Genomic DNA, 25093 nt, shown 5'->3' with positions numbered 1-25093 from the left:
GCAACGGATGAATGCCGCTTGCCTTTTACCGGCAAGGGCATTCCACATGCTGGACGGCGGATCAGCAGTGTCCGCAGCTTCAAACGGGGTTTCCAATGTCGATTTCCATGCATTCCATCTCGGTTCCGTTCTATGCCAGCATGCTCTCCAATCTCGGCCACGTGCTGAAGAAGGCCGAAGCCTGGGCGGCGGAGCGCAAGATCGACCCGGCCGTCCTGCTCAACGATCGCCTGGCGCCGGACATGCTGTCGCTCAGGTGGCAGGTCATGCTCGCCACCGATCATGCCAAGGGCGCCATTGCCCGGCTCGCCGGCGTCGAGATTCCCTCCTATCCGGATGTCGAGGAGAGCTTCGACGAACTGCAGGCCCGTCTCGCCAGGACCCGCGAATTCATCGAAAGCCTGCCGGAAGCCGATTTTGCCGGCGCCGAGGACAAGACGATTACATTGAAGATCGGCGGCCAGGAGATGAGCTTTCCCGGCCTGCGGTATTTCCAGGGCTTCTCGGTGCCGAACTTCTATTTCCACATGACCTCGGCCTACGCGATCCTGCGCCACAACGGCGTTCCGCTCGGCAAGGGCGATTTCTTCGGCCGCGGCTGAGCGCAAGAGGGCGACAAACCAGCCGATTGTTCTATATAAGGGAGCGATGTGCCCGGCTGAGGGCATTGAACTTGGGCCACAATGTTCAGCAACCGTTCATTGTGTCCTGCTAGATTGGTGATGATGAAAGACGCGCAGGACATTATTTCCAGGGCGCGCGGCTCCTTATGGCTGCGAACCCTTTCGGCTGTCCTGGTTCTGGGCTTTGCCGGCGGGCTTGCTGCCGACCGGGCGCAGGCGTTTGAAATCCTTGGCTTCAAGCTGTTTGAAAGCGACACGCCGGATGCGGTGGAAGTGGTCGACCCGCTTTCCTATTCGGTCACGCTTGAGGTTGCCGGCGAAGATCCCGATGGCGAATTGAAGACCAGGCTGGAAGCCGCTTCGGCGCTGGTGCAAGGTGCCGACCGCCCGGTGGCGGGGTCGATCGGGCTGATCCAGCGGGCAAATGGCGATTTCGAACAGCTGATCGCCGCACTCTACGAGAATGCGCGCTATGCCGGCGAAGTCCGTATTCTTCTCGATGGCAGGCGGCTCGCCGACCTGCCGCCCGATGCCGATCTGAGCGGCGGCGGAGCGGTTCCGGTTCGCATCCTGGTCGAGCCGGGCAAGCCGTTCCGGTTTGGCGACGTTTCTGTCCGCGATGTTGATGGACGCGCCTATGCGGCTGACGAGCAGGGGCTGGTTTCCGGCCAGCTCGCGAAGTCGACGGTCATTCTCGAGGCCGAGAATGCGCTGGTACAGGAGCTGGAAAAGAGCGGGCACCCGTTTGCCAGGGTCTCCGGCCGGGATGTGGTCGCCGACCACGCGCGCGGCGTCATCGACGTTTCACTTGAGCTCGAGGCCGGGCCAATCGCGCCGTTCGGCCAGACCGCTGTCGATGGAGCGGAAAGCGTCGACCGGGATTTCATCGCCCGGATGGCGGGTATCCCTGAGGGCGATCAATATGATCCGGCAGCGTTGGCGGCAGCGGAGAAACGGCTGCGGGCGCTGGAGGTGTTTTCAAGCGTGACGGTGCGTGGCAGCGAAAGCCTGTCGGCGGATGGTTCCGTTCCGGTTGCGGTGACGGTTGCAGAAAGAAAACACCGCTTCCTCGGCGCGGGCGCCACCTATTCGTCCACCGATGGCGGCGGGTTGGAGGCCTATTGGGGCCACCGGAACCTGTTTGGCCGTGCGGAGAAGCTGCGCATCGAAGGCTCGGTCAGCAGCTTGGGCCAGACCGCTCAGGCGAAAGACCTGACCTGGCGCGGCGCTTTGCTGTTCGAAAAGCCCGGTGTTCTCGGGCCGGCGTCGAAATTTGCCTCGAAGCTTGAAGTGAAGCAGGAAAACCCCGATGCCTATCGCCGGTTTTCCGTCGAAGCATCCGCGGGGATTTCCTATGAGCTGACGTCCGAGCAGACGGTCTCGGCTGGCGTCGATGTCGAATATGCCAAGCTGACCGACAGCTTCAACGTCAATCGCGAAACGATCACCGTGGCGGTGCCGCTCGAATATGTCCGCGACACCCGTGACAACAAGCTCAATCCGACCACCGGCACCCGGCTGTCGCTTCTGGCCGAGCCGACCTACGAGATCAATGGGGGCGCGACTTTCGTCAAGCTGCGCGCGGAAGCTTCGGCCTACCGGGCGCTTGATGCCGAAAAACGCTTCGTGCTTGCCGGCCGGGTGGCCGCCGGGTCGATCTACGGCGCCAATCTTGCCGCCATTCCTGCCAACCGTCGGTTCTATGCCGGTGGCGGTGGTTCGGTGCGCGGCTATGGCTATCAGGACATCGGCCCGCGCGATGTGGCGGGATTACCCACGGGCGGCCGCTCGGTGGTCGAGGCGTCGGCCGAATTGCGCATTGGCGTCACCGACACGATCGGCATCGTGCCGTTCCTCGATGCTGGTCTGGTCAGCTCCAACCAGAATTTTTCCGGCGCCCGGTTCAAGGCCGGCGCCGGCGTGGGAGTGCGCTACTCCACACCGTTCGGGCCGCTTCGCGTCGACGTCGCCGTGCCGCTGAACAAGGAGCCCACGGATCCCGATTACGGGATTTATGCAGGGATCGGGCAGGCATTCTGACATGGCGGAGAAGCAAAGAGACAGATCCCGTCCGGGCATGATCCGGCGCGTGATCCGGTGGCTTGCCATCGCCATACTGGTGCTTCTGGCGGCTCTGATTTTCGTTTTCGCCACGACACCCGGCGGGCGGCTGATCGCGCTGACCCTGAACCGGCTCGGTTCGAGCCCGGCGCAGAGCGTCGAGATCGACCGGATCGAGGGATTGCTGTCGGGGTCGACGCGCATCGGGCATGTGCTGCTGAGCGATGCCGATGGAGAACCCTGGCTCCTGCTCAAGGGAATTCAGATCGACTGGTCGCCACTGGCGCTGCTGAGCGCCGGGCTGGCCATCGATGACCTGACCATTGACGCGGTGGAACTGGCGCGGCTTCCGCAAGGTTCGGACAGCCAGTCGGATGGCGGACCATTGGTGCTGCCGCTGGCGTTTGACATCAAGCGGTTCACGGCGCCGGATATCCTGGTGGGCGAACCGGTCGCCGGCCGTCTCGCCCGGTTCGAAGCCAGGGGCAGTGCCCGCGTCGATGCATCGCTGTCAACCGCGCTCGCCGATCTGGTGGTCAAGCGGATCGATGGAGCCGGCGGCGCTCTCACCGTCGATGCCGATTATCTTAAAGCCGAAGACCGGTTCAACGTATCGGCCAAGCTCTCGGAACCGGCGGGCGGTGTGATGGCGCATCTTCTCAAGCTGTCGCCCCGGGATGCAATCAGCCTGACGGCGACATCGCAAGGCTCGCTCGCCGATTGGCGGCTCAATGCCGCCGGTGCGATCAATGACGAGATTGTTGCGGAAGCCAACCTGCAGATGGTCGCGGGCGAGGCGGGTGATGCGGTCTCGCTTGAAGCCAACGGCACGTTCGAGCAGTTCCTGCCGCCTTCGGTCGGACAATTGCTGTCAGGTCGAAGCGACCTGCTGCTCGAAGGTGTGATCGAACCCGACCGCACCGGGGCGGTGATTGACATCTTCACGTTCTCATCGTCGCGGCTGACGGCGCAGGGCCACGGCCGCGTGGCGCGGGAAGGGCAGGTGGACCTGACGGCCTCGGTCTCGCCGCAGGCGGGGGCGGCGGAATTGCGTTTCGGCGAGGGAACATCGCGGGTAAACCTGACGGTGCCGGAGGCCACGGTCCGCATCAATGGCAAGGCGGAAGAAGCCGGCCTGCGTCTCGAATTGTCGGTCGACCGCGTGTCCGGGTCTGATTTCAGTGCCGACGGACTTGCTGTGGTCGCCGATTTCGAGCGGTTTTCGCTCGACACAAGAAGCGGCACGGGAACGGTCAACGTCCGGATCGATGCGGTCGGGTCGAGCAATGACATCGCTGCCCGCGCGGTTGCCGGCGGGGTAAACCTGTCCGGCGCGATTGCGCTTGATGAAGACGGGTCCATCTCAAGCGAGGCGTTGCAGCTCCGCACCGGCGTGGCCGAACTGGCGATCCGGGATTTCTCGTTTGACGCGGCGGGCGCACTGGCGGCAAACCTGTCGGGCTCGATCCGCAATGCCGTGCTGTCTGTGCAGGCGACGGATTTGCTGGGGCCGGACACGACGTTTCAGGCGGAGGTCTCGCGGGACGAGGCCGGTGCGCTGACCGTCAGTGATTTTGAGGCTTCGTCCTCATCCGTGCAGGCCAGCGGCAGTGTGGCGCTGAGCGCCGAGGGCGAGATTGCCGGCGACGTCGAGGCGGCGTTCTCCCGGCCCGCCGACGATAGCGATGCGGTCTCCGGCGGCCTGAACCTGACGGCAAGCGTCTCCGGCAAGGCCTCGGCGCCGGCTTTCGAAGCGCGGCTCAGCGGCAACGAGCTGTTGCTGCAGGGGCGCGATCTCTCGGATCTGGTGCTCACCGCCAAAGGGGTGGCCGATCCGGCTTCTCCGCAAGCCGATGTGGAACTGACCGGCTCGCTCGAGGGGCGACCGGTCAACGGCAGTCTGGTGGTCTCTCAGGCTGATGGTGCTGTGCGGATCGATCCGCTCAGGCTGCAGGTCGCCGACAACCTGATCTCCGGCTCTCTTGTTCTCGATGAAGCCTATCGCCCGGCTGGCGTGATCGATCTCGAGCTGAACGATATCGGGTCGCTGTCCGCGCTGGCCTTGCAGGCGATCGAGGGGAGCGGCGGCGGTTCGATCAGGTTCGACGTGGTGGACGACAAGTCGGTCGCCACCATAGGGATCGGTTTCCCGGACCTGTCGGGAGAGGGGTTCTCGCTCCGCGATGCCCGGGTCAACCTCGACGTGGCTGATCTTTTCGGCGCACCCAAACCCGTTGGCACGCTGGATGTGGCAAGGCTGAGCGCCGGAGGAACCGACGTGACGACGCTTGCGGCGTCGTTCAGCCAGACCGACGCCTGGACGGTGGTCGAAGGCAAGGCGCAGGCAGCCGGACTTCCGGTCTCCATCAATGCGCGGGTTCGGCAGAGTGAAAATGGGACCGAACTCGAAGCCGAATCCGCCCGTACCGTGTGGAAAGGCCTGGCGATCAGTCTTGTCGAGCCTGCCCGCATTGTCGTTCGCGACGGCGTGGCGCGGATCGAGCGGCTGGTGCTGTCTCCAGGTGGCGGACGGGTGTCCGTCACAGGGTCGGCGGGAGAGACGCTGGCGGTCGATCTCGCGATATCCGGCTTGCCGCTGACCGCGGTCAATGCGGTCGCGCCGGGCGCGGGACTGTCGGGTGCGCTATCGGGAACGGTCAGGGTGCGGGGCACAGGCTCAGCGCCTGTCGTCGACTACGCGCTCGACGCCCGCGATGTCCGGGCCGCGGCGGCCTCGTCGGTTGCCGATGTGCCGCTGGCGGTCAGCGCAACAGGCGGCTTCAAGGCGGATCGGCTGAGCTTCGACGCCAAAGCGAGCGGCGGCGGCCTGGCTTTCACGGCGTCCGGCGGGTTGCAGACATCGGGCGCGCAGGCAATATCCGCGCGGATCAACGGCAGCGTGCCGTTTTCGCTGCTGTCGGGGGCGATCGCCAAGCAGGGGCTGGCGCTCTCCGGCACGGCACGGGCCGATATGGCAATCGACGGTTCCATCGGCGCGCCGCAGATCTCGGGAACCATCACGACATCGGGCGGCCGCCTGGTGGACGGGCGATCGGGTATCGCGATCGACAATCTGTCGGCGGACATCGGCCTGACACCGGGCCAGGCGTCGATCCGCTCGCTGTCGGGTGACCTGTCGTCGGGCGGACGGATCAGCGGTTCGGGAACTGTCAGTCTCGATGCAGCCGCCAATTTTCCTGCCGACCTCAAGCTCAAGGTGGCGCGTGGGCGCTATGCCGACGGCCAGATGGTTGCCACCCGCTTCGATGCTGATCTGACGCTGACCGGTCCGCTGACCCTGTTGCCGCAACTCGGCGGCAGCGTGCAGCTCGATGAAACCACGATCGTGGTTCCGGACTCCCTGCCGAGCTCGATCTCGCGCCTAGACGTGACCCACAAGAATGCGCCCGCCGATATCCGGTCGCAGGCCGAACGCCTGTCGGGTGACGGGGAGGGCGGGTCCTCCGGCGGATTGGGGCTCGATGTGCAGGTGCGGGCAAACCGCATCTTCATCCGCGGCCGGGGCATGGATGTGGAACTCGGCGGATCGCTGCGGCTGACCGGTAGCACCGGCGCGCCGGTTGCAGCCGGCGGTTTCGATCTGGTGCGCGGCAGGCTCAACCTGCTGGGTAAAAGGCTCGATTTCACCCGCGGCACGCTTGGATTTGCCGGTTCGGTGGTGCCGATCCTCGATCTCGCGGCTTCAAGCCAGTCGGGCAGCACCACGGTGACGGTGCTGATCACCGGCCCGGCGGACGCGCCCAGGTTCAGGTTCACCTCGAGCCCGGAGCTACCCGAGGACGAGGTGCTCGCGCAGCTGGTGTTCGGACGCTCGATTTCCAGCCTGTCGCCGGTGCAGATAGCCCAACTCGCGGAAGCCGCAGCGCAGTTGACCGGCGCGGTGAACGGCGGCGGGGTGCTGGAGCAACTGCGCCGCGCGACCGGGGTCGATGACATCGACGTGCGCACAGACGAGGAAACCGGCGACACTTCGCTCGGCGTCGGCAAATATCTCAACGACCGCACCTATCTCGGCATCGAGAGCGGATCGTCGGCGGGCTCGGGCAAGGCGCGCATCGATCTCGACATCGGTAAGGGGATCAAGCTGCGCGGCGAGGCCAGTTCCGGCGGCGAGACCAAGGGCGGGATTTTCTTCGAGCGCGAATACTAGGGTGCGAAACGGTGGACAGGGTGCAAGGTGGCGGGCCGGTGTCCGCCATGGCCCGACCGGAACCAAGGGATGACAAGGCTAGGGGCGAGCGCTAAGCTTGCCTGTCTGCATCAGCGTCTCAGGAACATCAGCCTATGAAACATCCCCGTATCGGCCTGGCGCTGGGCAGTGGCGCTGCGCGTGGATGGTCGCATATCGGCGTCATCGACGCCTTGACGGAAGCCGGCATCGAGCCTGAGATCGTGTGTGGAACGTCGATCGGCTCTCTGGTGGGCGCGGCCTATGTCGCGGGGCAGTTGCCCGCGCTACGAGACTGGGCGATGGCTGCCACCTGGCGCGAGATCATCGGATTGATGGATGTCCGGCTATCGGGTGGCGGGGTGATGGACGGCAGACAGATCGTCACATTTCTGCAGGGGCTCGGCATCGCCGAGCCGATCGAGAGCCACGCCAAGAAATTTGCAGCGGTTGCCACGGACCTGGTCACCGGCCGAGAGATCTGGCTGCAGTCGGGACCGATCCACGAGGCGGTGCGGGCCTCGGTCGCCTTGCCGGGCATTCTCAGTCCGGCCAGGATCGACGGGCGGTGGCTGGTCGACGGCGGCCTGACCAATCCGGTGCCGGTCTCGGTGTGCCGTGCCCTGGGGGCGGATGTGATCATCGCTGTCAACCTGAACGGCGATCTCGTGGGGCGGCGTTTCGAGACCCAACCGGAGGGGGCTGCCGAATTGCTTCAAACGCCGGTTCCGAATGAATCGCTCGATGCGATGCTGCGGCACCTGCCGCAGCCGCTCCGTCAGCCGGCGGAACAGATGATCCCGCGGCTTCTCCAGAAAGGGCCGTCGACGCCGGGATATTTCGACGTGATTTCCAACTCGATCAACATCATGCAGGACCAGATCACCCGCACCCGTCTCGCAGGTGAGCCGCCGCACGTGATGCTCATACCGCGGCTCAGCGACATCGGCCTGATGGAATTCAACCGTGCCCGCGAAACAATCGCCGAAGGCCGCGCCTGTGTCGAGAACGCGCTGCCGATGTTGCAGCGGTACCTGTAGAGGCCGGATCTCACCGCAAGTTGACCCTTTGTGATGCTGGACCTATCGGTTTGGCGATTGAAAATCCTACCATAGTGGCCCATCTCTCTTTCTGACAGCACGCGCCTTCAGGAAGGGATCCGGTATGACCAGAGCTTTTACGAAAACCGATGAAGCCATTGCCCGGCTGACGCCTGAACAGTTCAGGGTCACCCAGCAGAACGCAACCGAGCGGCCTTTCACCGGCGAATACAATGACAACAAGGCCGCCGGCATCTATGTCGACATCGTCTCGGGCGAGCCCTTGTTCGCCTCGTCGGACAAGTTCGAGAGCGGCTGCGGCTGGCCGAGCTTCACCAAGCCGATCGAACCTGCGCATGTAACCGAGTTGCGCGACGTGTCGCACGGCATGGTCCGCACCGAGGTGCGCTCAAAGCATGGCGACAGTCATCTCGGGCACGTGTTCCCCGACGGTCCCAGGGACCGGGGCGGCTTGCGCTACTGCATCAATTCCGCATCCTTGCGGTTTGTGCCGAAGGCCGACATGGTGGCCGAGGGCTATGGCGACTATCTTGACCAGGTGGAGGATATCTAGATGAGCGAACGTGCAGTTCTTGCCGGCGGATGCTTCTGGGGCATGCAGGATCTCATCCGCAAGATGCCCGGCGTGGAGAAGACCCGCGTCGGCTATACCGGCGGCGACGTGAAGAACGCCACCTACCGCGACCACGGTACCCATGCCGAGGGCATCGAGATCATCTTCGATCCGAACCGCATCAGCTACCGCAGGCTCTTGGAGTTCTTTTTCCAGATCCACGATCCGACCACGCCCAACCGGCAGGGCAATGACCGCGGCATGTCCTACCGCTCGGCGATCTACTACACCGACGACCAGCAGCGGCAGACCGCGCTCGACACCATCGCCGATGTCGACGCGTCGGGACTGTGGCCCGGCAAGGTGGTGACGGAGGTCGAGCCGGTGGGAGATTTCTGGGAAGCCGAGCCCGAGCACCAGGATTATCTCGAGCGGATTCCGCATGGCTACACCTGCCATTTCGCGCGGCCCGACTGGGTGCTGCCGAAGCGGGACGCGGCCGAATAGGCTGCTGCCGCGAGGCTGAACAAGAAGCGACCGGCCGGTGACTGACTTCGCCGGGCCGGTCGTCCGCATTTGCGGTATCAAGACCGAGAAGGACCACCCGCATGAGCATCGCCAACTTCCAGTTCGACAATTCCTATGCCCGCGAACTCGAAGGGTTCTACGTGCCGTGGAAAGGGGCGGAAGTGCCCGCGCCGCGGATGATCCGCTTCAACCGGGAACTGGCCGACGAACTCGGCCTCGATGCGGATGCGCTCGACAGCGATGCCGGGGCCGCGATCTTCGCCGGCCACGAGGCGCCCGAAGGGGCGGAGCCCTTGGCCATGGCCTATGCCGGGCACCAGTTCGGCGGGTTTTCGCCGCAGCTGGGCGATGGCCGGGCACTGCTTTTGGGTGAGGTGATCGACAGGCAGGGCAGGCGCCGCGACATCCATCTCAAGGGATCGGGCCGCACGCCGTTCTCGCGCGGTGGCGACGGCAAGGCTGTGCTTGGGCCGGTGCTGCGTGAATACGTGATCGGCGAGGCGATGCATGCGCTCGGCGTGCCGACGACGCGGGCGCTGGCGGCGGTGGCGACCGGCGAGGAGATCATGCGGCAGGACGGGCCTGCGCCCGGCGCTGTGCTGGCGCGGGTGGCCTCGAGCCACCTGCGGGTCGGCACGTTCCAGTTCTTCGCGGCGCGGGGCGAGATCGATCGGCTCAGGCAACTGGCGGACTATGCCATTGCACGGCATTATCCCGAGCTTGCCGGCCAGCCGGACCGGTATCTCGGGCTGCTCAAGGCGGTGCGCGACCGTCAGGCGGCGCTGATTGCGCGCTGGATGAACCTTGGCTTCGTCCATGGCGTGATGAACACCGACAACATGACGATTTCCGGCGAAACCATCGATTACGGTCCGTGCGCCTTCATCGATGGCTACGACCCGGCCATGGTGTTCAGCTCGATCGACAGCCACGGCCGCTACGCCTACGGCAACCAGCCGAAGATCGCGCAGTGGAACCTGGCGCGGCTGGCCGAAACGCTGCTGGATCTGATCAACCCCGATGACAGTGACGACGCGGTGCGCCAGGCCGGAGAGATCATCAACGGCTTTCCGCTCATCTATGAGCGCGCCTGGCTATCCGGCATGCGGGCCAAGCTGGGGCTCACGCGCGAAGAGCCGGAGGACATGGATCTCGCCGTCGGGCTGCTTGCGGTGCTGGAAACCCAAAATGCCGATTTTACCCGCGTCTTCCGCAGTCTCGGACAGGCGGCGGTAGGTGAGGTGGCGCCTGCGCGCGCGCTGTTTGCAAATCCCGCGGGATTCGATGTCTGGCTGGCTCTGTGGCAGGCGCGGCTGGCCCGCGAGCAGGTGCCGGTGGAAACGCGGACTGCTGCCATGAACAAGGTCAACCCTGTCTATATTCCGCGCAACCACATGGTCGAGGCGGCGCTCGGCGCGGCAACCAGCGGCAACCTGGCGCCGTTCGAGCGGCTGGTCGAGGTGCTGGCCGATCCGTTCACCGAGCGCAAGGGACTGGAAGTGTTCGCGCTGGGCGCGCCTTCGGATTTCGGGCCCTACACCACCTATTGCGGCACCTGAGCTAGAACCTTGCAGGAATGACGGTGGATAATCCGTTCGGGGCGGGGCATAGTCGCGCCTGAACCGGGGATGGTGGGGTGCGCGCGCAATGAACCAGGACATGCATTTCGATCTGGTGGTTCTGGCCATCCTGGTTGCCTTTATCGTCTATTCGCTGGTCACCCGTGCCATCGACCGCTCGCTGCTGACGCTTCCGATCACTTTCATGTGTTTCGGCTATGCTCTGTCGGAGCAATTGCTGGCGGCGGTGCCACCGGACGTGATGCATGAAGGCAAGCGGCTGCTGGCGGAAATCACGCTTGTGCTGGTGCTGTTCTCGGATGCCTCGCATGTGCAGTTCTCGCAACTCAAGCAAAGCTGGAAGCTGCCGGCACGGATGCTGCTGATCGGCCTGCCGCTGTCCATTGCACTCGGCACGCTCGTGACCTGGCTGGTCAGCCCGGAAGGCGGCGTCGCCATGGCGCTGCTCACCGCCGCATTGTTGACGCCGACCGACGCGGCGCTGGGCCAGAGCGTCGTCACCAGCGCCAATGTGCCCGAAAAGCTCAGCGAGACGATCAATGTCGAAAGCGGCCTCAATGATGGGCTGGTGCTGCCCTTCGTGTTGCTGGCCTCGACCCTGGCTACGGCCGGGATGGCCAATGCTGCGACCGACGGACTGGCGCTCAAGGCGGCCCTGCAGATCGTGCTCGGCCCGCTGGCCGGGATATTCACCGGCTGGGTGGTGGCGCGGTTGATGGATGTGGCGCAGGCGCGCCGGCTGATCGCCGCATCGGCGGAAGGGGTGGTGTTCCTGGCAGCCGCCTTCGCGGCCTATGTGCTGGCGACGGTCATCGGCGGCAACGGATTCATTGCCGCGTTTGTCGCGGGCATGATCTTCGGCAACACCTACAAGCACAATATCCGCTTCGTGCGCGAGTTCATGGAAGGCGCCGGCCTCCTCCTGACCATGTCGTCCTTCCTGGTGTTCGGCGCGGTGCTGTTGCCCGAGGGGCTTGCGCATGCCTCGATGAAAACCGTTCTGATCGCGGTGGCGTTCCTCACCGTCGTGCGGGTGGGCGCGATCTGGCTGTCGCTGCTGGGCTCGGGGCTCGAGACCCGGGAAAAACTGTTTCTCGGCTGGTTCGGGCCGCGCGGGCTGGCCTCGATCCTGTTCACGCTGGTGATCCTCGACGCGTTCGAATTTGCCAATGAGGCCGAACTGCTGGCCTGCGTGTCGATGACTGTGGCGCTGTCGATTCTTGTCCACGGGCTCAGTTCGACGCCGCTGGCCAGGTGGATCGGCAAGGTTTCAGGCAACTGACGGCGGACCGGGGCCGTCCAGGGCTTTTCCGCAGACTCAGGCCTTTTTCAGAAATTCGGTGCGGAGCACCAGGCCCTTGATCTTCTCGACCCGGCATTCGACCTCGTCGGGATTGCCGGTGAGCCGGATGCCCTTGACCAGCGTGCCGCGCTTGATGGTCGACGAGGTGCCCTTGACCTTGAGATCCTTGATCACGGTGACATTGTCTCCATCGGCCAAAGCCGTGCCGTTGGAATCCCGGGTTTCGTCGCTCATGTGAGTCGCCTTTCTGGTTGATTTGCGGTTGGTCTAGCGCGGTGGACCGTCGAGGGGAAGGGCCGGCCAGCGGGAGGGCGGCACTCTCTACCGGCTGGCATGCGAGCGATAGTCGAGCGGACGGATTTCGCCGACTTCGATTGCCGGCCCGTGATCGTCGGTGGCGAGAAACCGGGGCGGGGCATCGCCGTCGAAGACGGCGCAGGTCAGGTGGCCCGAATGGACCGCGCCGGTGTCGAGCGCGATGCGATTGTTGTGGAGCTCCGGCAGGGAGGATTCGGTCATGGTGTGGCCATGGACGACGATCTTCGGCAGCGGGCCCTGGAACCTGAGAAACCTGTCGCGGATCCAGCGCGTGGTCACCGGGTCCTGCGCCGCCAGCGGCAGATCCGGATCGATGCCGCCATGGACCATCACGCAGCCATCCGTCTCGACCATCCACTCGGCATCGCGCAGGGCGGTAATGTGGGCCGGAAACTCCGCGGCCAGACTTTGGGCGATGTCGTCGAATGGGTCGGTGTCGGCAAAGCCGTAGGAGCGAAGCGTCTCGGTGCCGCCATTGGGCAGCCATCGGCGCGCCGCGACCTGCCGGTCCTCCGGGGAGGCGGCATCAAGGAAGGTGAGCAGGAACTCCTCGTGATTGCCCTGGACCAGGCGCGATCCGGGACAGGCCTCGAGCGTCCTGATCACCAGGTCCAGGCTTTGCCGGCTTTCCGGGCCGCGATCGATGATGTCGCCGAGAAAGACGATCCGCGCATTGCGGCCGCGGGCATCGTCTCTGATTGCCGCAAGCAGGGCCTCGAGCAGGTCGCGCCGACCGTGAACATCGCCGATGGCATAGGTGAGGGACATGCGGAGTTCCTTGCCGAAATGGTGCGGGTGGTGCCCTTGTCACGCATGCATAGAACGGGCCGGGCTGGCTGTAAAACCTTGAAGCGGCGTATTGATGGCCTTGTGGCGGTGGGTGGCGTTCCGATGGCGCGGGGAGAGGTGGCGGCTGCGAGACGGCCGTTTTGGGCAAACCTAAGGCGGCCGGGACAAAAGAACCTTCGTCAAAACGGATCGGCGGGGTTGCACAAAGCCCTCCGGACCGTCACATAACAGGTGGATCGCCGCATCTGGCGGCTTGCCGACCCGGCATTGATCTCAACCCAGGATGAATTTCGTTTGAAAAACTCACTACGCACTGCCTTCACCGACCGCCGTCAGGACGCCATGGAAGCCAAGAAGAAGCTTCTGGAGAAAATGAAGGCGGCGCCGAAGGCGGATGACCCCGAGGTCATTGCAAAACGCGCCGAACGCGAGGCGGTGGCCAAGGCGCGCGAAGAGCGCCAGGCCGAACGCGCGCGGGCAAAGCTTGAAGAACAGGAACGCAAGGCCGCGCAGGACGCCGCCGATGCGGCTGCCGCCTACGAGGCCGAACATGCCGAAGCCATCGCCCGCGAAGCCGACGAGGCCGCCCGCGCCGAACGCGCCGTGGCCGACATGGCGGCGATGAAGGAAAAGCGCGACCAGCGCTACGCGGCCCGCAAGGCGCGGCGCTGAGGCGCATGGCTCGCGGCGTGGTCCGTTGAGCCGCCGCACCGCTTGCACATACGCCGATAACCGCGCGTGACAATGTCACCGACGGTCTGATCAGTCCGGGTTCCGGGTTCTGTCTGTGACAGGCCGGAATGCGGGGCGCTCGGGCGTGCCCGAATGGAATACTAGGGTGTTGGCATTGGCTCGCTCGCGCTGACCCCGCCGGTGTCGGACCCGATGCCTTCCGGGCGCCGGGTGGTTCCTGAATTGATTGCGATCACTCGCGCGGACGGCTGTCATCGTTTGGCGGCCCGCGCCGCCGAACCCGTCCTGCCCGGAGCATGCTCAGGTCCTGCGACCATCGCATCTTGCGGGCTTGCCGGTGGCTGACACGGGTCAGCCGGGTCACCGGCACCGGCGCCAATCCTTCGACAGTGCGCCGGGATGATCGTTGCTCAATCCCTCCGGCCCCCGCGGTTCGGCTCCGCACGAACCGGATCTACCGTCCCCCGCCGCCCCGGGGTCCGTGGCCCCGAAACATCCGATCTGGCGAAAGGCAGTGCCAGTGTCGCATGCGGGGGTGGGGTGGGGAAAAGACTGGGCTGGTTTTGGGGCAAGTGGTTGGAATGTCAGATGGTGAGGGAGGGGATTGTACGCGGGGGACTTGCCGACGCGTGCCAAGCGGTGGTTCGTGCGACGTTGTGGCATCGCGGAATGGATCCTAGGGTCGGGGCCCTAGGATGACGAAGAGTGTGGGGCGGTCAGCGTTGCACACCTTAGGCATTTGCACTTGTCTTGGTTCCCTAATTTGTCCGTCGTCCCGGCTTCCTCTCACCGTCGTCATCCTCGGCCTCCGAGCCGAGGATCCATTCCGTGATGCTGCAACCTGCGGTATCATCCGCGTATGACTGGCTATGTCTACATGCTCGCCAGCCGAAAGGGCGGGACGATCTACATCGGCGTGACCAATGATCTGGGGCGGCGGATTCCGGAGCATGTGGCTGGCACCGGCTCTCGCTTTACCAGCCGGTACGGTGTGCGCAGGCTGGTCTGGTATGAGGAGCATTTCGACATCAGCGACGCGATCCAGCGCGAGAAATCGCTCAAGCGCTGGCCAAGGCAATGGAAGATCGACTTGATCGAGAAGACCAATCCGGACTGGTCAGAGCTGTTTCGCGGGACCGGGTGGTGATGGGTTAGGGCCGTTCGTTTGTTTCGCGCGGTGAGGCAGGAGCGCTGCCCTGCGATGGCGCGCCGTATTGGGCGGCATCACGGAATGGATCCTAGGGTCGGGGCCCTAGGATGACGAAGATGGGGGTACCGTCTCAAATTCATCCGAGTTCGGCGGATGTCTTTTTGAAGGCTCTGTTGTCGTTCTCTCTGGCAGGCACCCTGCATTGTCTTTTCGACTGACTCTTTCACTGCCATATTGCAGCAATCTCTGGGTCGTCATCCTCGGCCCCCGAGCCGAGGATCCATTCCGTGATGCTTCCTCTTGCATTGAGCAAGCCTCGATCGAAAGCAATCAGCCCGGAGCTTGCGCCCCGGGCTGATCTCTTCAATTCAATCCGGCCTCAGCTACACCCGCTCGTACTTCCACACGTGTCGCACTTCTCGCAGGTGCCGTTCCTGACCATGGTGAAGTTCTGGCATTCGGTGCACATGTTGCCGGTGTAGCCCTGCATGATCGACTTGGCGCGGCGGTCGGCTTCGAGCTTCTTGGCGTTGGCCGCGGTCTCGGCGGCTTCGTCGGTGAACAGGGTTTCCTCCAACTCGATCTCGACGGCCAGTTCCTCGGCGCGTTCCTCGTAGTCACGCTTGAAGGCGACGCCGCCGTCGGAGGCGATGGCTTCCGGTTCGGCGCGGACGGCGAGATTGCCCGACGCCTTGCTCGACGTGGTCTTCGACGAGAACGAGGCGGTGATCACCGAGGCGCCGGAGGGGCTTGCCTTGGCGGGCGCTGCCTGGCCTTTCGGTTCGGCGGTGCCGGCTGCACCGGCGCCGGTGACGACCTTCAGCGAGGCGCCGCGGGTCAGGCCCTTGGAGAAGGGCTGCGCCTTGCCTTCCGAGATGCCCTTGCCGAGCGCGGTGTTGCCGAAGTCGGAGGTGTCGACATGGGCAAGGTCGTGGCGCGACAGGTAGGAGACGGCCAACTCGCGGAAGATGTAGTCGAGGATCGAGGTGGCGTTCTTGATCGCGTCATTGCCCTGCACCATACCGGCCGGCTCGAACTTGGTGAAGGTGAAGGCCTCCACGTATTCTTCCAACGGCACGCCGTATTGCAGGCCGAGCGAGATGGCGATGGCGAAGTTGTTCATCATCGCGCGGAAGGCGGCACCTTCCTTGTGCATGTCGATGAAGATCTCGCCGAGGCGGCCGTCGTCGAACTCGCCGGTGCGCAGGTAGACCTTGTGGCCGCCGATGACGGCTTTCTGGGTGTAGCCCTTGCGGCGGTTCGGCAGTTTCTCGCGGTCGCGATAGAGCCGCTCGACCACGCGCTCGACGATCTTCTCGGTGACGGTGACGGCCTGGGCGGCGGCGGGCATGGCCGCCAGCGCCTCGATTGCGTCATCCTCGTCCTCGTCATCCTCGATCAGTGAGGAATTGAGCGGCTGGCTGAGCTTCGAGCCGTCGCGGTAGAGCGCGTTGGCCTTCAGCGCCAGCTTCCACGAGAGCATGTAGGCGCTCTTGCAGTCATCGACGGTGGCGTCGTTGGGCATGTTGATGGTCTTCGAGATCGCGCCCGAGATGAACGGCTGGGCGGCCGCCATCATGCGGATATGGCTCTCCACCGAAAGGTAGCGCTTGCCGACCTTGCCGCACGGGTTGGCGCAATCGAACACCGGATAGTGCTCGACCTTGAGGTGCGGTGCGCCTTCGAGCGTCATCGCGCCGCAGACGTGGATGTTGGCGGCCTCGATGTCCTTCTTTGCAAAGCCCATGGCGGACAGCATGTCGAAGGAGAAGTCGTTCATCTGCTCGTCGGTGAAGCCGAGCACGTCCTTGCAGAAGTCGTCGCCCAGCGTCCACTTGTTGAAGACGAACTTGATGTCGAAGGCCGCCTTGGTGGCGCCGTTGATCGCCTCGATCTGGGTGTCGGTGAAGCCCTTGGCCTTGAGCGAGCCTGGGTTGATGCCGGGTGCCTGGTTGATGTTGCCGTGACCGACGGCATAGGCCTCGATCTCGGCGAGCTGGGCTTCGGAATAACCGAGCGTGCGGAGCGCCTCGGGGACGGCATTGTTGATGATCTTGAAGTAGCCGCCGCCGGCGAGTTTCTTGAACTTGACCAGCGCGAAGTCGGGTTCGATGCCGGTGGTGTCGCAGTCCATCACCAGGCCGATGGTGCCGGTCGGGGCGATCACGGTGGCCTGCGCGTTGCGGAAGCCGTGCTTCTGGCCGAGCTCGAGCGCCTTGTCCCAGGCAGCCGTTGCGTGGGCGATCAGGTCCTGATCGGGGCAATCCTCGTGGATCAGCGCCACCGGGTTGACCGACAGCTCTTCATAGCCGGTCATTTCGCCGTGGGCTGCGCGGCGGTGATTGCGGATCACCCGCAGCATGTTCTTCTTGTTGTCCTTGTAACCGGCAAACGGTCCGATCTCGCCGGCCATTTCAGCCGATGTGGCATAGGCAACGCCGGTCATGATCGCGGTCAGCGCGCCGCAGATGGCGCGGCCTTCCTTGGAATCGTAGGGAATGCCGGTGGTCATCAAGAGGCCGCCGATATTGGCGAAGCCGAGGCCGAGCGTGCGGTACTTGTAGGACAGCTCGGCAATCTGGTGGGAGGGGAACTGCGCCATCATCACCGAGACTTCGAGCACGATGGTCCAGAGCCGGACGGCATGCTCGTAATCGGCGATGTTGATGCGCTTGGTGTCCTTGTCCTTGAAGCGCAGCAGGTTGAGCGAGGCCAGGTTGCAGGCCGTGTCGTCAAGGAACATGTATTCCGAGCACGGGTTGGAGGCGCGGATCGGGCCTGCCGCCGGGCAGGTGTGCCAGTCGTTCATGGTGGTGTTGTAGTGCAGGCCCGGATCGGCCGAGGCCCAGGCGGCGTGGCCGATCTGTTCCCACAGGTCGCGGGCTTTCAGCGTCTTCATTACCTTGCCGTCCTTGCGGGCGGTCAGGTTCCAGTCGCCGTCGGCTTCGACGGCTTGCAGGAAGTCGTCCTTGATCGAGACCGAGTTGTTGGAATTCTGGCCCGAAACCGTGAGGTAGGCCTCCGAATCCCAGTCGGTGTCGTAGGTCTTGAATTCGATGTCGGTGTAGCCCTGACGGGCAAACTGGATGACGCGCTTGACGTAGTTTTCAGGCACCTGGTTCTTCTTGGCAGCCTTGATCTCGCGCTTCAGCGCCGGGTTCTGCTTGGGGTCGAAACAGGCGTCGTTGTCGGCCTCGCAGTTCATGCAGGCCTTCATGATGGCTTTCAGGTGGCCGGCGACGATCTTCGAGCCGGTGACGAGGGCTGCGACCTTCTGCTCTTCCTTGACCTTCCAGTTGATGTAGGCCTCGATATCGGGGTGATCGATGTCGACAACGACCATCTTGGCCGCACGGCGGGTGGTGCCGCCCGACTTGATGGCGCCGGCGGCGCGGTCGCCGATCTTGAGGAAGCTCATCAGGCCCGACGACTTGCCGCCGCCCGAGAGCTTTTCGCCTTCGCCGCGCAGGTGGGAGAAGTTGGAGCCGGTGCCGGAGCCGTATTTGAACAGGCGGGCTTCACGCACCCACAGGTCCATGATGCCGTTCTCGTTGACGAGATCGTCCTCGACCGACTGGATGAAGCAGGCATGCGGCTGCGGGTGCTCGTAGGAGGACTTGGACTTCGTGAGCTTGCCGGTGAACGGATCGACATAGAAATGGCCCTGGCCGGGGCCGTCGATGCCGTAGGCCCAGTGCAGGCCGGTGTTGAACCATTGCGGGGAGTTGGGGGCGACGCGCTGGGTGGCGAGCATGTAGGCCTGCTCGTCCATGAAGGCGCGGGCGTCTTCTTCGCTGGTGAAGTAGCCGCCCTTCCAGCCCCAGTAGGTCCAGGTGCCGGCGAGCCGGTCGAAGACCTGGCGGGCATCGGTTTCCGATCCGTAGCGCTCGTCCTCGGGAAGCGAGGCGAGGGCCTCTTCATCGGCGACCGAACGCCACAGCCATGACGGCACCGAGTTTTCCTCGACCTTCTTCAGGCGTGCGGGAACGCCGGCCTTGCGGAAATATTTCTGCGCCAGGATGTCGGCTGCGACCTGGCTGAACTGTACCGGCACATCGATGTCGGCGAGGCGGAAAACGATCGAGCCGTCAGGGTTCCTGATCTCGCTGGTGGCCTTGCGGAATTCGATATCCGCGTAGGCTGATTGGCCCTCTTTGGTGAACCGGCGTTCAATGCGCATTGTCGTCCTCTTTTTTGAATTCGCAGCCGAACGCATTCTTGCGTCACGACAAAATCTTCCCCGCAGGCCGCACACTCATTGTACAGCCAGTTTCACAACTCGGTCACTCGTTTGATTCCCGCGTGGGGAACCCTCTATCTTGTGGGTAGGTTGGCTGTAAACACTAAATATAGTGTTAACAACTCATTTATGCCAGTCCCCTCTTGGCAGGTCGCCGCTTCTTTTTCCGTGTCAAAGCGCGCCCTCAATGCACCGCGGAAGCCACGGTGAAAGATGCTCTGAACCGAAAAATGTCGGGATTTGACTGGCCTCGTAACATCCCAGCCGCGCTGCCGCCGCAACGTCTGTCCTATAAGCAGCGACTCGGCTGGATGCGTCAAGGGGTTGTCGGTGGCAGATTCTTGCACACCATATCTAGTGGATGGCGACTGTGGAAAACGAGGACAAAAACGTGTTTGGGCGCTTTGGCCATTGCCCGCAGAAACGCAAAGGAAACGCCACAGGCGGCAGGCTGGTGAGTGATGCCCGACTCAGGTCAGCCAGGTTGCGTGATCAATCAAGCATTTAGGCTCTGCTTTGCGGGGTTGCCTATATCGGTGACGAGGTCAAGTAATCATCCGGCCTCAAGTTTCGGGAGGGCCAGGCTGCCAGATGTATATTTGACCAGGACTGGTTGGTGAAGGAAGAGGGGCCGGCGTTGTTTTGCGGCCGGCGCCGTCACGCGGCCTTGAGAATCTGGAAGGCGTCGCGAATGACTTCCTTCAATCCGTCTTCGCCGATCAGGCCGATGGCCGTGGCGATCGGAAACCATTTGCGCCGGCGCTGGCCCTGCTCCGGCCATTGGTCGCGTTCCTCGCGCAGCATGAGAAGATAGACATCGACATCGCAGACGGCGTCGCGGCGCCGCTGCCTTTGCTTGATGTAGCGATAATGCCCGACAGGGCCGCCCGGCAGGACTTCGCCGATCAGGCCGGCTTCTTCCCAGGTTTCCCGCAACGCGGCCTCGGCGCCGTCTTCACCGTCCTCGATCCAGCCCTTGGGTACGATCCAGCGGCCGGTGTCGCGGCTGGTCACCAGCAACAGCTCACGCTCATCGCCGGAGCCGCGGAAAACAGCAGCCGCCGATTGCCGTCTGGATTTCTGTTTCAGTCCCGCCCGAGGTTCGTCGGGAAGCCTGAACAGGTCCAGCAGATGTTTGAGCCTGTCGAATGCCGTCATGTTGAGCGAATCGCCTCCTGGGTCGATGTTCTCATGGGTTTATGACCGAATTGATACATGTAGCCGGATGCCGGAGCCTGTCCAGCCGGCAATGGCACACCGATCGCCGAACGGCGCCGTCGCAATCCCGGTGGGACCGGCGGTTGCCGGAGCGAGCGTAACCAAAAAGGGGACACAGCGCGCTGTGTCCCCAATATAGTGCTTCATTTCACAAGGCCAATATTCCGGAGACCGGAGACCTCGCGTGGTCGCGGCGGGATCAGAACTCGTCCCATTCCTGTGCCACCGCGGCGGCGGCGCCACCGCCTGCATGCCGGACCGGTTTTGCGGCCTTGGCCGCAGCCCGGGGGGCGGGAGCCGCGGGCCTGGCCCTGGCAGCCGGGGCAGGGGTCGACATGGTGCGCTCATTGACGCTGAACACGGCAAGCTTGGCGACAAGTCCGTCGGCGTCGACCGCAAGGTTGCGGATCGATTTCGTGGTGTCGGCAACCAGCGCGGTGTTCTGCTGGGTTGTCTGGTCCATGTTGACGACGGCCGAGTTGATCTCGGAAATGTCGGCTGCCTGTTCGCGGGCCGTGTCGACAATCTTGGCGATGTAGTCGTTGATATGCTTGACCTGTTCGCCGATCGACCGGAGAGCCTCGCCGGTCTGGTTGACCAGTGTCACGCCGCTGCTGACCTGCGTCGACGAGGTTTCGATCAGGGCGTTGATTTCCTTGGCAGCACTTGCCGAGCGCTGCGCCAGTTCGCGCACTTCCTGCGCCACCACCGCAAAGCCCTTGCCAGCCTCGCCGGCGCGCGCCGCTTCCACGCCGGCATTGAGAGCCAGAAGATTGGTCTGGAAGGCGATTTCGTCGATCACCGTGATGATCTGGCCGATCTGGCGCGATGAGCCTTCGATCTCGGTCATGGCGCTGACGGCCTTGGAGACGATCTGTTCTGAAACCGAGGCGTTCTTCGTCGCTTCGTCGACCAGGGTTCCGGCCTCTCCGGCGCGCTTGGACGCGGTCTGGACGTTTTCGGTGATGCGGCCGATTGCAGCGGCGGTTTCTTCCAGCGATACGGCCTGCTGTTCGGTGCGCTGCGAAATGCGCTCCGCATCGGCGCAGACGCCGTTGGAGCCTTCGCTTATCTGACGCGCGGAAGCGCCAAGTTCGGCCACCAGTTGCTCGAGCGATTCCATCGAGGAGTTGAAATCGCTTCTGAGAACTTCCAGCGTATCGTCGAACCGGTCGTTGAGACGGAAACGGAGGTCGCCTTCCGCCAGCTGGCGAAGCCCGCGGCCAAGCGATTGCATGGCAAACTGCAGGCGCTCGGTGTCTGACGCGCGTTCGGCTTCGCGTTTCCTTGCATCCTCGAGGTTCTGCTGCTGTGCCGCCTCGGCTTTGCGCGACATTTCACCGGCCTGCCGGTTGGCGATTTCGGTTTCGCGCATCGCCTCGTCGTTCTGGGCGAAGGCGCTTGCCAGCGAGTGGCCCAAAGCCACCAGTGCGCCGGCCTCGAGGATCAGGATGACCGCGTGCAATACGACGCGGCTGAAATCGGTCTCACCGGGAAAAACGGCCGCCGGGATCAGGAAGAACAGCGCCAGATGGTGCACCGCCGTCAGGCCGGCAAAGGCCAGAATCGGCTGCCAGTTGACCCAGGATGCGCAGATCGCCAGGCTGGCGAAGAAGTACATGTGCATGTCGATCTGCAGTGGAGAGCCGGAGAACGCATAGACAAGAAGCGCAACGCTTGCCGCGTGCGCCAGTGCCGTGGAGATCTGCGTTGCCGTGCCGGTCCGGTCACGCCACCATGTCAGGGTGGCAGCAGCGGCGATGGCTGCGCCGCCGCCCAGCACGACGACGGGGTCGGCTTGCATGCCCCAGAGGTAACGCAGGATCATCATGCCGAGGTTGATCCAAAGCAGCGAAACGATAGCGATGGCTGCGCGGGTACGGAGCGAGGTCATGTAGTTCATGGCGAAAAATTACTCCTGCAAAAGAAAGCGAGACTACCGTCGAGGACCAGCATTGCGCCGGATTTAAAAAGGCGGAAGGCGAACCCGGGTTCATCGGAATGGGCGATCGCGGCATAGGGCGCGCCGGTGCCGTTCATGACCGATCCACCGGCGTCGGCAATGACCTCGATGACCCGCCCGGGGTCACTCCAGGGGGAAACAATCACCAATGCCTTGCCGTTGCGCGGAACGATCGCGGCCGCGGAGAGAACGACAAGGATCACAGCGAGGTTCATACCGACGATGCGGCACTGCCTGAACGTATTGCCGGAATCTGGCGCGGATTGTCGCATGGTGGTGAATGATATGCCGATTGGCTGCGGTGCATGCCCGTCACGGGCTTTGACAAGCTGATATCATTCCAGCCGGGGATCATTAATGGTCGCCCTATAATGTTACACATATGTGTAAGGGACGGTTAATGCTGCCCTTCCAAATTCTGAGGTCGGCCAAGTCGACGGCTGAAACGGAATCAGCGCAATGCTGCTGCCGTCATCCGCCGGAGAATGGATCGGGGGAGGGTGTGCTCAAACCAGCCAGTCGAGCAAGCGCGCCGGAGCCGCTTTCGAGTTGCGCCCGGCCGCAAGCCGGGGGCAGATCAGCCGCGGGAGTCCTTGGCGATCGGTTCGACATAGGCAAAGCCCATGTCCCAGGGGAAGTAGATCCAGGTGTCCTGACTGACTTCGGTGACGAAGGTGTCGACCAGTGGCCGGCCCTTCGGCTTGGCATAAACGGTGGCAAAGTGGGCTTTGGGCAGCATCGCCCGGACGATTGCCGCTGTCTTTCCGGTGTCGGTCAGGTCATCGACAATGAGGACGCCTTCGCCCTCTGTTTCCAGGATATCCGAATTGATTTCCTTGAGGACCTGCATTTCGCCCTGATTGACATAATCATGATAGGAGGCAACCGAGACGGTATCGATGCGGCGGATGTCGAGTTCGCGGGAAATGATGGCAGCCGGAACAAGCCCGCCGCGGGTAATGCAGACGATCGCGTTCCAGACTTGCCCGCTTCCGCTCAACCGCCATGCAAGCGCGCGCGCGTCACGGTGGAACTGGTCCCATGAGACCGGAAAGGCTTTGTCTGGAAGAGACATGGCTGGCTTCCTCGAGTGAGATGGCAGCCGCAGTGGCTGCCGTTTGATGATCCAAGCGCGGCAAATAGCCGGAATCTCCTGGCGAATGCAAGCCAGCCGGCGCAACTATGAACCATTGTCGTCAGTCTGGATGGAATCGGGTGGCGGCAACACGGGGCCGCGCGCAAGGATCAACACTCCCAACTGGAGGAGTTGTCCCGATGAACTCACTGATTTTTCCGCTGTTGGCGTTCCTGTTGCCACTGGCCTACAGTCCCGGTCCGGGAAACATGTTCTTCGCGGCACTAGGCGCCCGGTTCGGCATGGCTGCAACGCTCCCTGCCAATGCGGGCTATCATATTGCCACGCTGCTGGTGACGGGATGCATTGGTGCAGGGTTTGTTTCGGTACTTGATCCCGGTTCGCGGCTGTTCTTCATCCTGAAGACCGCCGGATCCCTCTACGTGCTCTGGCTGGCCTGGCGGATGGCGACTTCCGGTCGGGCAGATACGGGATCGTCCGTCCGGGGAGCGGGTTTTCTTGACGGGGTCTGGCTTCTGATCCTCAACCCGAAAGCCTATTTGATCATCCTGCTGATGTATTCCCAGTTCGGCGGGCTCGTTGTCACCGGCGAGTATGATCACATCGCGATGATTGCGCTGGTGTTCACGTTGAACAACTTCCTGGCTTTTCTGCTGTGGACGCTTGCCGGAGATGCGCTGGGGCGGCTGTTCCGAAATGAGGGCTACGCACGATGGCTCAACCGCGGTTTTGCTCTTCTGCTGGCCGGCGTGGCGCTGTGGATGCTGTTGAAATAGGGCGTGCGGCGGTGCTGCACCGCACGCCAGACCGGAATGGTCAGATCATCGTGACATCAGAACCGGAACCGGGGAGTTTTCCAGGAACGCCCTGGTGACGCCGCCGAACAGCCATTCCCGGAGACGCTGATGGGTGTATGCGCCCATCACCACAAGGTCCGCATTGCTGGCAGTGACCTGGACCGAAATGGCCTCGGCGGTCGAACCCGATCCCTTGGAAACGGTCGTGACATTGACATGGATGCCGTGCCGCGACAGGCAGCTTGCGATATCAGTGCCGGCGAGCGGTGCATCGATGTCGGGCAGCTTGTCGGGGTCGACAATGACGATTTCGACGGCTTCGGCCGCCTTGAGCAGGGGCAGCGCGTCGTGGGTGGCGCGGGCGGCCTCGCGGGATCCGTCCCAGGCAACGACAATGCGCTTGATCGGCGTTGCCAGCTTGCCGCTCGACGGCAGAAACAGAACCGGACGCCCGCCTTCGAACAGCAGCGCCTCGACATTGGTGGCCATGTCCTCGTTGGCCGCGCGGTCGGGTTGGCGCACGACCACCAGGTCGGCGGAGCGGGCGCTGACAAGGGCGGAAATCGCGCTGTCGCCGCCGGGCGAGCGCACTGGACGCCACTCGTGCGACAGACCTTCGGCTTCGCAGGCCTTGTCGAAGGCTTCGCCGACTTCGCGCATGCGGACATCGGCCTGTTCGTAGAGCGCGGCGATGGTGGCCGCGTCGGGGACATCGATCGGAGCCGACAGGACGACGAACTGGGACGGTTCCCCGTGGCAGCCGATCAGATGCACGTCCGTGCCTGCCGCGAAGCCCGCAATGGCCGAAGTGACCGGCGCCACGTCAGCCAGTGTTGCGTAGACGGCAAGGATCGTATGATAGGCCATAATGAAGTCTCCTCTGAACGGCGCGAAAAATGCGTCTATGGAGACATCATGCTGTGCACGCAGT

At 63.6% G+C, this 25093-nt stretch carries 19 protein-coding genes; 11 read left to right on the top strand and 8 right to left on the bottom strand.

Annotated elements, in window-relative coordinates; translation table 11 throughout:
* Nucleotides 1-95: 95 nt before the first annotated feature.
* The 8 genes from O4H62_RS06875 (at nt 96) to O4H62_RS06840 (ending at nt 11877) form a co-directional block, all read left to right on the top strand.
* The gene (locus tag O4H62_RS06875; protein WP_269386529.1) at nt 96-602 is read left to right on the top strand and encodes a DUF1993 domain-containing protein; all 507 of its coding nucleotides are present in this window, start codon (nt 96-98) and stop codon (nt 600-602) included.
* Nucleotides 603-722: 120 nt separating this feature from the next.
* The gene (locus O4H62_RS06870; protein WP_269386527.1) at nt 723-2663 is read left to right on the top strand and encodes an autotransporter assembly complex protein TamA; all 1941 of its coding nucleotides are present in this window, start codon (nt 723-725) and stop codon (nt 2661-2663) included.
* A 1-nt stretch (nt 2664) separates the two neighbouring features.
* Nucleotides 2665-6855, top strand: a complete 4191-nt coding sequence (locus tag O4H62_RS06865) for a translocation/assembly module TamB domain-containing protein (protein WP_269386525.1) — start codon at nt 2665-2667, stop codon at nt 6853-6855.
* 134 nt (nt 6856-6989) lie between these two features.
* Nucleotides 6990-7913 carry a patatin-like phospholipase family protein gene (locus O4H62_RS06860; RefSeq protein WP_269386524.1) on the top strand — a complete coding sequence of 308 codons (924 nt, stop codon included), beginning with the start codon at nt 6990-6992 and terminating at the stop codon, nt 7911-7913.
* Between the two features lie 124 nt (nt 7914-8037).
* A complete protein-coding gene (gene msrB, locus O4H62_RS06855; protein WP_269386523.1) occupies nt 8038-8487 on the top strand; it encodes a peptide-methionine (R)-S-oxide reductase MsrB in 450 nt (149 codons plus the stop codon).
* Complete coding sequence (msrA, locus tag O4H62_RS06850; protein WP_269386522.1) at nt 8488-8994, top strand: peptide-methionine (S)-S-oxide reductase MsrA; 507 nt, start codon at nt 8488-8490, stop codon at nt 8992-8994.
* A 101-nt stretch (nt 8995-9095) separates the two neighbouring features.
* On the top strand, nt 9096-10574 hold the full coding sequence (locus O4H62_RS06845) for a protein adenylyltransferase SelO (protein WP_269386521.1): 1479 nt from the start codon (nt 9096-9098) through the stop codon (nt 10572-10574).
* 88 nt (nt 10575-10662) lie between these two features.
* Nucleotides 10663-11877 carry a cation:proton antiporter gene (locus tag O4H62_RS06840; RefSeq protein WP_269386520.1) on the top strand — a complete coding sequence of 405 codons (1215 nt, stop codon included), beginning with the start codon at nt 10663-10665 and terminating at the stop codon, nt 11875-11877.
* A gap of 36 nt (nt 11878-11913) precedes the next feature.
* Here the strand turns inward: O4H62_RS06840 and O4H62_RS06835 are convergent, their stop codons facing one another.
* On the bottom strand, nt 11914-12132 hold the full coding sequence (locus O4H62_RS06835; protein ID WP_269386519.1) for an alkylphosphonate utilization protein: 219 nt from the start codon (nt 12130-12132) through the stop codon (nt 11914-11916).
* A gap of 87 nt (nt 12133-12219) precedes the next feature.
* A complete protein-coding gene (locus O4H62_RS06830; protein WP_269386518.1) occupies nt 12220-12984 on the bottom strand; it encodes a metallophosphoesterase in 765 nt (254 codons plus the stop codon).
* Nucleotides 12985-13299: 315 nt separating this feature from the next.
* Between O4H62_RS06830 and O4H62_RS06825 the strand changes: the two genes are divergently transcribed.
* Both O4H62_RS06825 and O4H62_RS06820 read left to right on the top strand, forming a co-directional pair.
* The gene (locus O4H62_RS06825; RefSeq protein ID WP_430538390.1) at nt 13300-13677 is read left to right on the top strand and encodes a DUF6481 family protein; all 378 of its coding nucleotides are present in this window, start codon (nt 13300-13302) and stop codon (nt 13675-13677) included.
* Nucleotides 13678-14557: 880 nt separating this feature from the next.
* On the top strand, nt 14558-14845 hold the full coding sequence (locus O4H62_RS06820; protein WP_269386517.1) for a GIY-YIG nuclease family protein: 288 nt from the start codon (nt 14558-14560) through the stop codon (nt 14843-14845).
* 382 nt (nt 14846-15227) lie between these two features.
* On the opposite strand, the gene O4H62_RS06815 is transcribed toward O4H62_RS06820, so the two are convergent.
* The 5 genes from O4H62_RS06815 to gpt form a co-directional block, all read right to left on the bottom strand.
* A complete protein-coding gene (locus O4H62_RS06815; RefSeq protein ID WP_269386516.1) occupies nt 15228-19028 on the bottom strand; it encodes a vitamin B12-dependent ribonucleotide reductase in 3801 nt (1266 codons plus the stop codon).
* 717 nt (nt 19029-19745) lie between these two features.
* Nucleotides 19746-20246, bottom strand: a complete 501-nt coding sequence (locus tag O4H62_RS06810; protein ID WP_269386515.1) for an NUDIX hydrolase — start codon at nt 20244-20246, stop codon at nt 19746-19748.
* Nucleotides 20247-20505: 259 nt separating this feature from the next.
* Nucleotides 20506-22209 carry a methyl-accepting chemotaxis protein gene (locus O4H62_RS06805; RefSeq protein ID WP_269386514.1) on the bottom strand — a complete coding sequence of 568 codons (1704 nt, stop codon included), beginning with the start codon at nt 22207-22209 and terminating at the stop codon, nt 20506-20508.
* Nucleotides 22206-22541: a hypothetical protein gene (locus tag O4H62_RS06800; protein WP_269386513.1), complete on the bottom strand. Its 336-nt coding sequence runs from the start codon at nt 22539-22541 to the stop codon at nt 22206-22208. Before O4H62_RS06800 ends, O4H62_RS06805 begins: the two co-directional genes overlap by 4 nt.
* Before the next feature lie 305 nt (nt 22542-22846).
* Nucleotides 22847-23344: a xanthine phosphoribosyltransferase gene (gpt, locus tag O4H62_RS06795; RefSeq protein WP_269386512.1), complete on the bottom strand. Its 498-nt coding sequence runs from the start codon at nt 23342-23344 to the stop codon at nt 22847-22849.
* Between the two features lie 200 nt (nt 23345-23544).
* Between gpt and O4H62_RS06790 the strand changes: the two genes are divergently transcribed.
* On the top strand, nt 23545-24141 hold the full coding sequence (locus O4H62_RS06790) for a LysE family translocator (RefSeq protein ID WP_269386510.1): 597 nt from the start codon (nt 23545-23547) through the stop codon (nt 24139-24141).
* A 45-nt stretch (nt 24142-24186) separates the two neighbouring features.
* Here O4H62_RS06790 and O4H62_RS06785 read toward each other — a convergent pair whose 3' ends face one another.
* The gene (locus O4H62_RS06785) at nt 24187-25029 is read right to left on the bottom strand and encodes a universal stress protein (protein WP_269386509.1); all 843 of its coding nucleotides are present in this window, start codon (nt 25027-25029) and stop codon (nt 24187-24189) included.
* Nucleotides 25030-25093: the final 64 nt, after the last annotated feature.

It is taken from the genome of Parahoeflea alexandrii (assembly GCF_027214025.1).
In the GTDB taxonomy this organism is placed as follows: domain Bacteria; phylum Pseudomonadota; class Alphaproteobacteria; order Rhizobiales; family Rhizobiaceae; genus Hoeflea; species Hoeflea alexandrii_A.
Note: the sequence above shows the minus strand (reverse complement) of the source record. Positions and strands in the feature narration are given on the sequence as shown.